The organism is Ruminiclostridium sufflavum DSM 19573 (genome assembly GCF_003208175.1).
Taxonomy (GTDB): Bacteria; Bacillota; Clostridia; order Acetivibrionales; family DSM-1351; genus Ruminiclostridium; species Ruminiclostridium sufflavum.
Map to the genome: position 1 here is coordinate 20,223 of NZ_QKMR01000031.1, position 12,690 is coordinate 32,912.

Annotated in this window: 18 protein-coding genes; all 18 read left to right on the plus strand. The window is 37.6% G+C overall.

Going from position 1 to position 12,690, the window contains the following annotated elements; translation table 11 throughout:
* Nucleotides 1–49 precede the first annotated feature (49 nt).
* Entirely contained in the window at nt 50–535 is a 486-nt protein-coding gene (locus LY28_RS17865; RefSeq protein WP_110463536.1) for a phage terminase small subunit P27 family, read from the plus strand.
* Nucleotides 528–2,072: a terminase large subunit gene (locus LY28_RS17870; protein ID WP_110463537.1), complete on the plus strand. Its 1,545-nt coding sequence runs from the start codon at nt 528–530 to the stop codon at nt 2,070–2,072. Before LY28_RS17865 ends, LY28_RS17870 begins: the two co-directional genes overlap by 8 nt.
* Before the next feature lie 58 nt (nt 2,073–2,130).
* Nucleotides 2,131–3,414, plus strand: a complete 1,284-nt coding sequence (locus LY28_RS17875; protein ID WP_110463538.1) for a hypothetical protein — start codon at nt 2,131–2,133, stop codon at nt 3,412–3,414.
* Nucleotides 3,415–3,509: 95 nt separating this feature from the next.
* Entirely contained in the window at nt 3,510–3,656 is a 147-nt protein-coding gene (locus LY28_RS17880) for a hypothetical protein (RefSeq protein ID WP_207658138.1), read from the plus strand.
* Nucleotides 3,657–3,728: 72 nt separating this feature from the next.
* Nucleotides 3,729–4,361 carry a hypothetical protein gene (locus tag LY28_RS17885; RefSeq protein WP_110463539.1) on the plus strand — a complete coding sequence of 211 codons (633 nt, stop codon included), beginning with the start codon at nt 3,729–3,731 and terminating at the stop codon, nt 4,359–4,361.
* Between the two features lie 135 nt (nt 4,362–4,496).
* Complete coding sequence (locus LY28_RS17890) at nt 4,497–5,741, plus strand: phage portal protein (RefSeq protein ID WP_110463540.1); 1,245 nt, start codon at nt 4,497–4,499, stop codon at nt 5,739–5,741.
* Nucleotides 5,742–5,851: 110 nt separating this feature from the next.
* Complete coding sequence (locus LY28_RS17895) at nt 5,852–6,556, plus strand: head maturation protease, ClpP-related (protein WP_110463541.1); 705 nt, start codon at nt 5,852–5,854, stop codon at nt 6,554–6,556.
* Between the two features lie 27 nt (nt 6,557–6,583).
* A complete protein-coding gene (locus LY28_RS17900) occupies nt 6,584–7,789 on the plus strand; it encodes a phage major capsid protein (protein ID WP_110463542.1) in 1,206 nt (401 codons plus the stop codon).
* Between the two features lie 133 nt (nt 7,790–7,922).
* The gene (locus tag LY28_RS17905; protein WP_110463543.1) at nt 7,923–8,168 is read left to right on the plus strand and encodes an HNH endonuclease; all 246 of its coding nucleotides are present in this window, start codon (nt 7,923–7,925) and stop codon (nt 8,166–8,168) included.
* Between the two features lie 63 nt (nt 8,169–8,231).
* Nucleotides 8,232–8,453, plus strand: a complete 222-nt coding sequence (locus tag LY28_RS17910) for a Head fiber protein (RefSeq protein ID WP_110463544.1) — start codon at nt 8,232–8,234, stop codon at nt 8,451–8,453.
* Between the two features lie 23 nt (nt 8,454–8,476).
* Nucleotides 8,477–8,752, plus strand: a complete 276-nt coding sequence (locus LY28_RS17915) for a head-tail connector protein (protein WP_110463545.1) — start codon at nt 8,477–8,479, stop codon at nt 8,750–8,752.
* 4 nt (nt 8,753–8,756) lie between these two features.
* Entirely contained in the window at nt 8,757–9,083 is a 327-nt protein-coding gene (locus tag LY28_RS17920) for a phage head closure protein (protein ID WP_110463546.1), read from the plus strand.
* On the plus strand, nt 9,076–9,459 hold the full coding sequence (locus LY28_RS17925; protein ID WP_242981408.1) for an HK97-gp10 family putative phage morphogenesis protein: 384 nt from the start codon (nt 9,076–9,078) through the stop codon (nt 9,457–9,459). The genes LY28_RS17920 and LY28_RS17925 overlap by 8 nt, the downstream gene beginning before the upstream one ends.
* Nucleotides 9,456–9,779: a hypothetical protein gene (locus tag LY28_RS17930; protein WP_110463547.1), complete on the plus strand. Its 324-nt coding sequence runs from the start codon at nt 9,456–9,458 to the stop codon at nt 9,777–9,779. Before LY28_RS17925 ends, LY28_RS17930 begins: the two co-directional genes overlap by 4 nt.
* A gap of 19 nt (nt 9,780–9,798) precedes the next feature.
* Nucleotides 9,799–10,695 (plus strand): major tail protein, encoded by an 897-nt coding sequence (locus LY28_RS17935; protein WP_110463548.1) that lies wholly within the window; start codon nt 9,799–9,801, stop codon nt 10,693–10,695.
* A gap of 165 nt (nt 10,696–10,860) precedes the next feature.
* Complete coding sequence (gene gpG, locus LY28_RS17940) at nt 10,861–11,187, plus strand: phage tail assembly chaperone G (RefSeq protein WP_422785022.1); 327 nt, start codon at nt 10,861–10,863, stop codon at nt 11,185–11,187.
* A 365-nt stretch (nt 11,188–11,552) separates the two neighbouring features.
* Nucleotides 11,553–12,350, plus strand: coding sequence for a LamG-like jellyroll fold domain-containing protein (locus LY28_RS17945; protein ID WP_110463550.1), 798 nt, complete (start codon nt 11,553–11,555; stop codon nt 12,348–12,350).
* 132 nt (nt 12,351–12,482) lie between these two features.
* Nucleotides 12,483–12,690: IS66 family insertion sequence element accessory protein TnpA (tnpA, locus tag LY28_RS17950; protein ID WP_422785021.1), on the plus strand; the 208-nt coding region annotated here is incomplete at its 3' end.

Sequence of the window (12,690 nt, forward strand, 5' to 3'; positions counted from 1 at the left end):
GCTTCCTTTTTTGTATTAAAAAAAATATAGCAGATTGGAGGTGATATCTGTGGCACAGAGAGGAAGAAAGCCAAGGCCTACGGCAATAAAGGAGCTTGAAGGCAACCCAGGCAAAAGGAAGTTAAACAAAACAGAACCAAAGCCTGATAAGAAGGCTCCGAAATGTCCTTCTTGGTTAGATAATGAAGCAAAAAAAGAGTGGCGAAGAACAGTAAAACAGCTTGAACAGCTTGGCATACTTACAGAAGTTGATATGGCGGCATTTGCAGGCTACTGTCAGGCATATGCAAGATGGAAAGAAGCAGAGGAGTTTATTACAAAGCACGGAACGATTGTAAAAACTCCATCAGGATATTGGCAGCAGGTGCCACAGGTATCAATCGCCCAAACTTACCTTAAAATAATGAATAGATTCTGTGAGCAGTTTGGTATGACACCATCTGCCAGAAGCAGAATAGCTGCTGATAATGTTCAGCAAGATATAGATGATCCTATGGAACTTATCCTACTAAGTGGGGGTAAGAAGAGTGTATGATGAAGAAAAAGCACAGAGAGCTATTAATTTTATTAATTGCTTAAAGCATACAAAAGGTCAGTGGAAAGGTGTTCCATTTGATTTACTACCATGGCAGAATAAAATTATTTGTGATGTATTTGGAACAGTAAAAAATAACGGTTATAGGCAGTACAACACGGCTTATGTGGAAATACCTAAAAAGAATGGAAAGAGTGAGCTTGCTGCCGGAGTTGCTTTATACATGACATGCGGTGATGGTGAATGGGGCGCTGAAGTATATGGCTGTGCTTCTGACAGGCAACAGGCATCCATTGTATTTGATGTTGCAGTAGATATGGTTGACCAGTGTCCTGCTCTAAAAAAAAGAATAAAGCCGATAATGTCTGTAAAACGTCTGGTATATAAGCCAACAAATAGCTTTTATCAAGTGCTTTCCGCTGAAGCCTATACTAAACATGGACTTAACGTTCACGCAGTTGTCTTTGATGAACTACATGCACAGCCGAATAGGGACTTATTTGACGTAATGACCAAAGGTAGCGGTGATGCAAGACTTCAACCACTATTTTTTTTGATTACTACAGCAGGTACAGATAGAAACTCAATATGCTATGAGCAGCACCAAAAAGCACAGGACATTATTGATGGAAGAAAAATTGACACTACCTATTATCCTGTAATTTATGGGATTAGAGATAATGATGCTTGGGGTGATGAAAAGAATTGGTATAAGGCTAATCCCTCACTTGGACACACCATTGGCATTGAAAAAGTAAGGAATGCATACCTCAGTGCTAAAGAAAATCCAGCCGAAGAGAATATATTTCGGCAGTTAAGGCTTAACCAGTGGGTAAAGCAGTCTACCCGCTGGATGCCAATGGACAAATGGGATGAGTGCGCATTCAAAGTAAACCTTGAAGCTCTGAGAGGTAGGGAATGCTATGCAGGTCTTGACCTTTCAAGCACAACAGATATTACAGCATTTGTTTTGGTATTTCCACCAATAACAGCTGATGAAAAATATATAGTGCTGCCATACTTCTGGATACCTCACGATAATCTCAAACTAAGAGTTAGAAGAGATCATGTTCCATATGACATATGGAAGCAGCAAGGCTTTATAAAAACTACAGAAGGCAATGTTATTCATTATGGCTACATAGAAACTTTTATAGAGGAGCTTGGAACTAAGTATAATATAAAAGAAATTGCCTTTGACCGCTGGGGAGCAGTTCAAATGGTACAGAACCTTGAGGGAATGGGCTTTACTGTAATACCTTTCGGACAAGGCTATAAGGATATGTCACCGTCTTCAAAGGAATTAATGAAGCTAACTCTGGAAAAGAGGATAGCACACGGAGGAAACCCAGTTCTTAGGTGGATGATGGATAATATCTATGTAAAGACTGACCCAGCGGGGAACATTAAACCTGACAAAGAGAAATCAACCGAGCGTATTGATGGTGCTGTTGCTCTTATAATGGCTTTGGATAGAGCAATAAGGAATGAGAACAAGGGAAGTGTCTATGATGAAAGGGGGATATTAGTGTTGTGATTGTATTAGTTATGGTATAATTTTACTGATGAAATTACCTTGGTTTTGGAGGAATAGTATGTTTCGTAATTTATTTAACAGGTCTGATATGGACTTAATTACAATAAAATCAATCAATAATTATCAATCTGATTGGGGCGGCAACGGAGTGGTTTTCTATATTAAAAATGGAAAAGCCCTATTGTCTAATAAGTATGGGTATTTAGAAAATGATGCATTAGCCACTTTGGTTTATGGAGATACTCCGTTGATAAAATTCCATGGGGATGGACCATATTTTTGTCCAACATGTGAAAAGCTTGTTGCAGCTGGATATGGATTGAATATGAGTGATCAGCAAGTGATATCTCAAATGAGAGATATACTTAACCAAAAGTTTATATCCTTAGAGCAGTCACTTGAGAATCTCAAACCTCTTTTAGGACTTATGCCAACAGGATATTATGCACTTGTTGATACCGAACTGTGTCCTACCAATGGCAATGGGGAATTCTTTTGGAAACTAAATAATATCCCAACTTATAATAAAGCTTCTTGCCCCATTTATGGTGGAGATGGTCTTTGGAGTACGGGAATTCCATACTATATATTGCCAACACAGCCACCAAGCCACTATAATCCACAACAGGCCGAATTTTATAGAAAAAACGATGGCTATAGGGCAATTGCTTATCATTTGGATGGATACCTATGTGCTTTGCTTGATGGTCACCATAAAGCAGTAGCTGCTGCACTTGATAAGAAAAAGGTCAAAGCACTTGTAATAATCCCAGCAGGTTCAGCATGGGAAGCTAATAAAAAGCAAAAAACTAAGGGTGGAATATCAATAAACGGTATAACCTTGAGTGAAGATGAGTTACTTACACCTATAACTGAAGTTATGCGATTATGGAAAACAAACAGACTTAAAAAAGAAGATACAATAAAGTATTTAACTTTAAAGAATAATGACTTTGACGAGAATTATAACTGGCCTCAGGAAATATTAGAAGCAGAAAAGTCTTTCCCTGATGTATTGACTGTTGCAAGAATAGAATGGGCTGGAGGCATATCAGATGAAAGATTGAATCGTATATTGAAAAATGAAGAGACTTTATCTGATAAAGATGGTTTAAATATTTCAATGGCTTTATACCATTTAAGAAGTCCTCGGTTTAAAGAAATGGCATTTTATTTTTGCAGAAACTATTTCTTTGTTACTGTTTGGAATAAAATTTATGAATTGGTTGCAAATGGGAAAGATGAGGATGTTGAGAATTTTTTTGTTGACTATCTTATACAGGATGATAAAGATCACCCCGATATAAAAAGGATTGTAGACAATTACCTTATGCAAAAATAAGACAATTAAAGCAAAGGTATAATTATTTTGCAAGGAACAGAATGTGTTGAATGTTATGACTTAATAACAAAGAATGGTAATGGAGATATTTGATTATGAGCATGAAAATATATGATGGAGAAAAAATGTTCATGCTTGATGCCCATAGCAAGCTTATTGAAGCCGAGAAACAAATTAAGGAAGGAAAAGTGATTGATGGGGAAGCTTCATTAAAAAGCATAAGAGAAAAATATGATGTATAGATTATAAGAATTTGTAAGGTCAAAGTAATCTTTTTGGTTAAAAGCCATTAAAGCACAGAAAAGGATGTAAACATGAACACCGAAAAAGAAATAATAGAAAAAGAATGTTATGATTTTACTGAAAGTGATATAAAAAAGGCATACAGCCCCATAAGGTGGTGTGGCTGGTTTTTTGTAGTAGTTAGTATACTTATCATTATTGGAATGATTTATGAAAGCATTATTATTGATATTGAAATCGGATTACTTAAAGGGTTACCATTACTATTGGTTATTTTGATTCCAGCGCTATTTTATTTTAGTGGGCTAAGATTTGTTTGCGATGACTTAAACTTTGAAAAGGGTTTTCAAGCATATAAAAAAAGAGCGAAGGTTTCAATGAAAATTATGTTATCAATTCTAGCTATGATATTGGTAATATTCCTAATCAGAATATTACCACCTGACAATCGAGTAGATGAGATGATAATTGCTAATGCCCAAATTATAAACTATCCATATTTTGATACAGTGGAGGAAGCACAGAAATATTACATCTTAGTATCATATAAAGATTTAAAAATTGAATGTAGTGAGGATGTATTTAAATCCACTGACCCCGAGGCAATAGATATTAAAGAGTATGGATATAAAATCAGATACCGTTGGAACCTATGGTTTCCTAATAGATGTCAGTTACTTAGTATAGGAAAAATAAAAGTTTAAATTCGGATTAGGATGTTTTATTACGCTTGCTACCAATTTGAATGCAATAATTTGAAAATACTGAATATAAGAATTACATCAAGCATCTGCTAACCTCAGGTGCTTTTTTTATACCCATTTTTAAGGAGGAAAACATTGAAACTACCACTAATATCAAGATTTTTTCAGCCAAGAGCCAGTCCAAAGAACAGCTTTTGGGGAAGCACGTACAGTTTCCTTTTTGGAAACAGTTCAAGTGGAAAGATAGTAAATGAACGCACAGCAATGCAGACAACTGCAGTTTATGCATGTGTCAGAATACTTGCAGAGACAATAGCCTCGCTGCCACTTCATACATATAAATACACTGACAGAGGAAAGGATAAAGCCTTGGAGCATCCGCTTTACTATCTTCTCCATGATGCACCCAACCCTGAGATGACTTCATTTGTGTTCAGAGAAACACTGATGGGTCATTTACTTTTATGGGGGAATTCCTATTCACAAATAATTAGGGATGGTAGGGGCAGAGTAATTGCTCTTTATCCGCTGCTGCCGGACAGGATGATGGTGACCATGAATGATAGTGGTGAAATTTATTACATCTACAACAAGGACGGTCAGATATATTATCTCAGAAACTATGAAGTACTGCACATTCCAGGGCTGGGCTTTGACGGTCTTATCGGCTACTCACCGATTGCAATGGCTAAAAATGCGGTTGGAATGGCAATAGCAACTGAGGAATATGGAGCTAAATTCTTTGCTAATGGAGCAAATCCGGGAGGTGTGCTTGAGCATCCGGGTGTAGTAAAAGACCCAGCAAGGGTTAGGGAAAGCTGGAATGCTGTGTACCAGGGAAGCTCAAATGCTCACCGAATAGCAGTCTTAGAAGAGGGCATGAAATTTACTTCTATAGGGATTCCACCAAATGAAGCTCAGTTTTTAGAGACACGCAAGTTTCAAATTGAGGAAATATGCAGGATTTTCAGAGTACCTCCTCATTTAGTAGCAGACTTAGAAAAAGCCACGTTTAGCAACATAGAGCATCAATCCATTAGCTTCATTGACAATACAATAATTCCTTGGGTTTCAAGGATTGAGCAATCCATGCAAAGAGCATTATTTTCTGATAGTGAGAAAAAAATGTACTTTGTGAAATTCAATTTAAATGGAAGATTACGTGGAGATGCAGCATCTAGAGCAGCTTTTTATCAAATAATGCGTCAAAACGGAATCATGTCCGCAAATGATATCAGAGAATTGGAGGAGATGAATCTAATACCAGACGAGTTAGGAGGAAACAAATATCTGGTTAATGGAAATTTTGTTGATATGTCTAATGCGGGAGCTTGGACTGAAAAATATAATAAAGGTGGTGAAAATACTAAACTTGATTGAAGTTTATAAAAGAAAAATGGTTTTAGATTGTCAAAGCATACAGCCAAAAAGTAAGAGAACTGTTTGGTGAGTATGTTTTTTTTATGCAATTTATGTGAGAGGAGAGGCAAATGAGCAAGAAATTTTGGAATTGGGTAAAAAACGAGGACACCAGCAGAACTCTTTACCTTGAAGGTGCGATAGCAGAGGAAACTTGGTACGGAGATGAAGTAACACCTAAACAGTTTAAAAGTGAATTAATGAATGGAAGCGGTGACATCACCATTTGGATTAACTCTCCGGGTGGTGATGTTTTTTGTGCCAGTCAGATTTACAATATGCTGATGGAATACAAAGGAAAGGTCACTGTGAAAATTGATGGAATTGCGGCAAGCGCAGCCTCAGTTATTGCCATGGCAGGTAGCGAGGTTTTGATGTCACCAGTGTCAATGCTGATGATTCATAATCCTTCAGTTGCTATTTTTGGTGAGGCTGCAGATCTTCAAAGCGGCATTGATATGCTTTCGGAAGTTAAGGAAAGCATCATAAATGCCTACGAACTTAAGACAGGAATGTCAAGGTCAAAGCTGTCCAAACTTATGGATGTAGAAAGCTGGTTTAATGCAAAAAAAGCAGTGGAACTAGGCTTTGCAGACGGAATGCTTTTTCAACGAGAAAGTGAACAACAGCCTTCTGATGATGGTGTCATATTCAGCAAAATGGCGATAGTTAATTCATTTTTAAACAAGCTGCCAAAGGCTAAGCAGACACAGCCTGTAGTTGAAACAGGAACACCACATGAACAGCTGTTAAAAAGGCTTGAGCTTTTAAAATAAAATATTAAATTTTTGGAGGACTACATAATGAACAAAATATTAGAGCTTCGTGAGAAACGTGCAAAGCTATGGGACAGTACAAAGGCTTTTCTTGATAGTAAAAGAGGTGAAAGCGGCTTATTGTCTGCAGAGGATACAGAGCAGTATGAGAAGATGGAAGCTGATGTTGTAAATCTTGGTAAGGAAATAGAACGTTTGGAAAGACAAGCTGTTCTTGATTTGGAACTGTCAAAACAAACCTCAAGTGCAATAAAGTCTGCGCCAAATGCAAGCCTTGAAGAGGGTAAAAGTAAAATCAGTCCAAGAGCTATAAACGAATACAAAGATGCGTTTTGGAAGTTGATGCGAAACAAAAACAGCTTCGAAGTACATAATGCCCTTCAGGTTGGAACTGATTCTGAAGGAGGAGTGCTTGCACCTGATGAGTTTGAAAGAACTCTTATTGAGAGTCTTGAGGAAGAAAATATATTTAGACAGATAGCAAATATTATGAATACTTCCTCTGGCGATAAGAAAATTCCTATTGTGGCTTCCAAGGGAACTGCTTCATGGGTTGAGGAGGAAGGTAACATCCCTGAATCAGATGATTCCTTCGGACTGATTTCAATCGGGGCATACAAGCTGGTAACAATGCTAAAGGTTTCGGAAGAGCTTCTCAACGACAGTGTGTTTAATCTTGAGAAATATATTGCAAAGGAATTTGCAAGAAGAATAGGTGCAAGGGAGGAAGAAGCCTTTATTATCGGTGATGGAGTTGGCAAACCAACAGGAATATTAAATGCAACAGGTGGTGCGCAGCTAGGTGTGTCAGCGGCAGGTTCAACAGCGATTACAGCGGATGAGGTTATAGACCTTTACTACAGCTTGAAATCACCTTACAGAAAAAATGCAGTATTCATAATGAATGATTCAACAGTAAAGGCAATCAGAAAGCTCAAAAATGGGAATGGTGACTACTTGTGGCAACCATCAATAACAGCAAACGCACCAGACACAATCCTAAACAAGCCAATAAGGACATCTGCTTATGTACCTGCACTTTCTTCAGGTGCTAAGCCTATTGCTTTTGGGGACTTTAGCTACTACTGGATAGCCGACAGACAGGGAAGATCATTTCAGAGATTGAATGAACTGTTTGCAGCTACAGGGCAGATAGGCTTTAAGGCAATGCAGAGAGTTGATGGAAAGCTTGTCCTTCCAGAGTCAATAAAAGTGCTTCAAATGAAGGCGTAGGTGAAATAATTAATGTAAAAAGACGTAAAATTCAAATAGAATCTCAACACATTTTTAATTCTGATTCACTGGTTATTCACTATGATATAATGGTAGTGAACTAGTTGTGTTAAAATAAGGAAGGTAGATGCGTATGACTGTAGATACTTTTAGAAAAGAAATAGAACGGCTTATAACTGAAGCTAAAAAAAGAGGTGAAAGCTATATTGATATAAAATCGGGTGAGGTTCACAGAAGTGTTGGAGGATATCCAGGTAAAAACCATAACATGCCAAGTTGCTGTCAAGCGATGTATTCGTTGAAGAAGCCTTCTGATGAAATAATATATTCCCCTCCAAAGGGTAAGGGAGCTACACTAAAAATAAGATATTATTTATAAGCTGAAATGGTGATGAGGATAAAACTTCATCATCATTTTGTTTTACAAAAGGAAAGGAGGAACATGAGTAATACAAAAAACTACACAGAATCGGGCGGAGAAAAAACAGTAATTAGAGGAACCCTTGAGATAACATCCGAGGGAAAACTCATCATTGGCAGTACCGAACTAAAGCCAGCAGAAGCACAGGCAAACAGTAGTGCTACAACAATAGCTGACTTAAAGTCAGAATTCAATCAACTGCTAGAAAAGCTTAAGTCAGCTGGACTAATGGCAGATACATAAAATAGCAAAAGGACGGTGAGCGTATGATCGTTTCACTTGAAGAGACAAAAATATATTTAAGAATAGATGGTGATGAGGAAAATACGCTCGTCACCAATTTTATTTCTACAGCGGAGGAACTTTGTGAGGGTGTCCTCCGTTTTCCTTTATCAGAATTCGCAGAAGTGCCGGAAACAGTAAGGCAAGCAGTTCTATACCTTGTGGCCAGCATGTATGAAATGCGTGAAACTATTAATATGAAGGAAGTAATGGATGTAGTGACAAGGCTTCTGTTCACATACCGAAGGGAGAGCTGGTGAAATAGTGGGAATTGGGGAATTGAAGCATCGTATTACATTTTTAAAGCCGACTATTACTGTTAATGAGAACGGTTTTGAGATAGAGGAATTTATTGCTTTAAAGACAGTTTGGGCTTCGGCAGCAAATCTTTCAGGAAGAGAATACTATGAAGCTGCTGCGGTTCAAAAAGAGAATACTGTAAAGTTCAAGATAAGAGCAATACCAGGTATAGATGAATCCATGAAAATAAAATTCAATGGTATGTACTACAACATCACAGCCATAGACAACATTAAGTATAAGAACAGATATATGGAGATAAAAGCAGTGGAGGTGAAAGCAAGTGGCTGAGCTTGAACTAACAGGGATGGGCGAGCTGCTAAAGAGGCTTGAAGAGATGGGAAAAGCCGCTGGTAAAATTGAAGTGGCTACATTAAAGGAAGCAGCTAAACCCATAGCAAATGATGCAAAAAGCCTGGTTAATGTAAGTTCAATTAAGCACCGACATATCAGGGACGATATTAAGATTTACGGTGTAAAGATAAAGGATGGAGTCAGATATATTGAGGTAGGTCCTGGAAAGGATACAAACTGGCGAGCCAAGTTTTTAGAGTGGGGTACATCCAAAATGACTGCAAGACCATTTCTGCAGCCTGCATATGAGAAAAATAAAAAGAACATAATCGAAATAATAATCCAAAAGCTGAGGGAGGCATTGGGCTTATGAACTATAAAAAGCTGATAATTGATACACTGTCACCCTTAGCCATACCAGTACAATTTCTGTCATACTCCGGTAACGAAGAAGAATATATAACTTTCTTCTGCTATAACGAGCAGGGTGAGTGCTGGGCAGAAAACAAAGAAATTGCAACAGGAATATATGTTCAGGTTGATATCTGGTCAAAGGCAGATTACACAGCTTTAGAGGAGAAAGTAAAGGAAAGACTGGAGGCAGCAGGCTTCAGCCGCACCGCATGCTCTGACTATTATGAGTCGGATACTAAAATATATCATAAAGCTATGCGCTTTATTTATGTAAATTAAATCAGAAAGGGTTGGTTAAATGCCTATAACAGGTATTGAAAATCTATATTATGCAAAACAAACGGCTGATACATTAAATATACTTACATATGGCACACCGATTTACATGCCAGGTGTCAAAGAATTAGGTATAAAGCCAAAACAAAATACAGAAAAGTCATACGCAGAGAATAAGCTGTGGGATCAGATGACTGTGTTTGACAGCGCTGAAGTAAGCATTAGTATACAAGACCTCACAAGCGCACAGAGAGCAGATTTGCTGGGTCAGAATACAGCGGCTGAGGGTGGAGTTTTTGCCACAGATGGCGATGAAGCACCTTACGTTGCCTTACTTTACAAAGCAACAATAAGGGGCGGGTATCGCTATGGAGTAATATACAAAGGACAATTCACACTACCCGATGACAGCATGAAGGGGCAGGAGGGTAAGCCTGATTTCCAAACACCTTCAATCAAGGCGACCTTTCAACCGACCATATATGCAATGACGGTTGGTTCAAACCAAAAGAGCCCTTGGGAATACCACGTTGACACAACAGATCCCAATTGCCCTGCGGACATTGATTCCACCTGGTTCAAAACAGTAAAAATCCCCGGAACTGACATAGCAGTGCCGACAGTAGCTGTGGTGCCTGCCGATGGTGATTCTGAAGTTACATCGGATACCAATGTAGTTTTTACCTTCAGCGGAGCAATAGACCCGACAGCAGTAAAAGACAGCGATATATTCCTGATGCAGGTTGATGGGACTATTATTACTGCTACACTCAGCATTAATGCTGCTAAAAACGTAGTTACACTTGACCCAGCTGACAGCTTGGCAGCAGGCTCCTATGTTGCAGTGTGCACAAAAAATGTCAGGAGTGTTACAGGTGTACCGCTCGCTTCAAATGTCATTGTAAATTTTACAGTATAAGAATGATTGACATATATCTATTTTTATACAATTTATAAGGTATACAGATGAATACAAATTGCTAGGCGTTTTACAGATTTGAATCTATAGTTAAATTTAGAATTTAAAACAACAGCACGAACGCTAACGAATTGTATATGAAAATTAATCTATTAGATATTAAAAATAAACCTTAAAGAAGAAGGGAGGAAGCATATGCAGATTACTCTTGGGGGAAAGAACTTTATAGCGCCTGCACCTAAAGCACGGGCAGTCAGAAAAGCTATTGAAATAACAGAAAAGGTTGATTTCAATAACATGAAGGCAGCCGATTTGGACAACTTGGTTGATTATATAGTTCAGCTATTTGACAAGCAATTTACCATTGATGATATTTATGACGGATTGGAAGCAGACAAGCTAATACCAACATTAATGGCTTGTATTAATGGCGTTGTTGGTACTATGGGTGCAAAGCTGGAGCAATTCCCAAACGCTCAAGCGGAGAAATAGGCAATCCTCTTTCTCCCGCTGAATTTATGAAGGAAGTCTATCTTAACTTGATGGAAGAAGGCTGGACGCTGACTGACATTGATGAGACGGACTTTTTTTATTACCTTGATTTATTGAGCTATAGGGCAAACAAGGGTCAGAAAAAGGTAACCATAGACCAGATTTTTTGAGGGAGGTGGAAATATGTTTTTTGATAAAAAACAAGTGAAAACAAGGTATGGTCACAACAGAAACTATAAAATTTGAGATTAAATGTTATTTAATTAACCTTTTATTGTACTTCACTATTTGTTTCAATATCAGACTGTTGTTTCTTCAGGCAAAACTGTATAATATTGGTTAATTAAATTAATGGAGGTTTTGTCATGAGAAAAAATTTTGTTAAGTTTCTTTTTTTAGTTTTTGTATTAGCTGGTATTTTTTCTTTCACACAAGCAAGTGTTTTTGCAACAGACTCTACAACTTTTACACCTATTCACGAGTATAATTTTGATAATGACAGTGGAACAACGGTTTTGGATACGGCGGCTAGCGGAGGAATAAATGGTACTTGTTCGAGAAATAACATAAAAACTGAAAATAGTCAAACATATAGAAGTTTTAATGGAACAATTGATGTAATAAAGTTTACAAGCCCTATCATCCCTACAGGTAAAAAGACCATATGCTTTAGAATAAAAGTACCTTTACCAACTATAAGTCATAAGTGGATAATGCATACTTTAGATGGAAACAGTACACTCCCAAATGGAACAGGTATTGCAATAATTGGTCCAGTAGGTAATGCTGTTAGTAATGGTACGTATGGACATTTAGTGGCATGGGAAGCTGATGGTTATATTCTTTCTCCTTCCTCTATTTGCGATAATAATTGGCATGACGTAGTGTATACATATGATGGGACTACGAATGAGAATGGAATGAAGCTTTATATAGATGGAAAATTAGTGAGTGAAGGGAAAAATACACGCTTATCAAGTACTGTAGATAACAATTTGGAAATTGGTTGCCACTATGATTATAGTTGTCATTATCTTCTTGGGGATTTAGACAATATTAAAATATATGATAAAGATATTTCTTGTAATGAGCCAACAAAACTTATAGCTACTGACGATAATTCAAAAATAAGTTTAGCATGGGATACTGCTGACAATGCGTAAGCGCTCAATAAAAGAGCGCATTACACATTAACCATTCATTTGAGATAATACTTCCAAAGAACCTTTAGACTTTTTCAAGTTTTTCGTCAATGACTAAAAAGTCCAAAGCAATTTTGAGGAGGCTATCAGAAAATGGATAAAATCACAGATGCCAAAACCGAATTCAGGCGGAGGCAATGGACTCAAATAATTCAGGACTGCCAGAACAGTGGTATGACAGTTGTAGGCTGGTGCAGCCAGAACAACGTGAATACAAAATCATACTACTACTGGCTACGAAAAATTCGTTCCCTGGCATGTGAAACCGGAACACTTGTACCACAAAGAAATGAACAGAAGA

What these genes read in the sequence shown, in the direction of transcription:
- LY28_RS17875 (WP_110463538.1), top strand. Translation starts at nt 2,131, where the DNA reads ATGTTTCGTAATTTATTTAACAGGTCTGATATGGACTTAATTACAATA.
- LY28_RS17880 (WP_207658138.1), top strand. Translation starts at nt 3,510, where the DNA reads ATGAGCATGAAAATATATGATGGAGAAAAAATGTTCATGCTTGATGCC.
- LY28_RS17885 (WP_110463539.1), top strand. Translation starts at nt 3,729, where the DNA reads ATGAACACCGAAAAAGAAATAATAGAAAAAGAATGTTATGATTTTACT.
- LY28_RS17895 (WP_110463541.1), top strand. Translation starts at nt 5,852, where the DNA reads ATGAGCAAGAAATTTTGGAATTGGGTAAAAAACGAGGACACCAGCAGA.
- LY28_RS17900 (WP_110463542.1), top strand. Translation starts at nt 6,584, where the DNA reads ATGAACAAAATATTAGAGCTTCGTGAGAAACGTGCAAAGCTATGGGAC.
- LY28_RS17905 (WP_110463543.1), top strand. Translation starts at nt 7,923, where the DNA reads ATGACTGTAGATACTTTTAGAAAAGAAATAGAACGGCTTATAACTGAA.
- LY28_RS17910 (WP_110463544.1), top strand. Translation starts at nt 8,232, where the DNA reads ATGAGTAATACAAAAAACTACACAGAATCGGGCGGAGAAAAAACAGTA.
- LY28_RS17915 (WP_110463545.1), top strand. Translation starts at nt 8,477, where the DNA reads ATGATCGTTTCACTTGAAGAGACAAAAATATATTTAAGAATAGATGGT.
- LY28_RS17930 (WP_110463547.1), top strand. Translation starts at nt 9,456, where the DNA reads ATGAACTATAAAAAGCTGATAATTGATACACTGTCACCCTTAGCCATA.
- LY28_RS17935 (WP_110463548.1), top strand. Translation starts at nt 9,799, where the DNA reads ATGCCTATAACAGGTATTGAAAATCTATATTATGCAAAACAAACGGCT.
- LY28_RS17945 (WP_110463550.1), top strand. Translation starts at nt 11,553, where the DNA reads ATGAGAAAAAATTTTGTTAAGTTTCTTTTTTTAGTTTTTGTATTAGCT.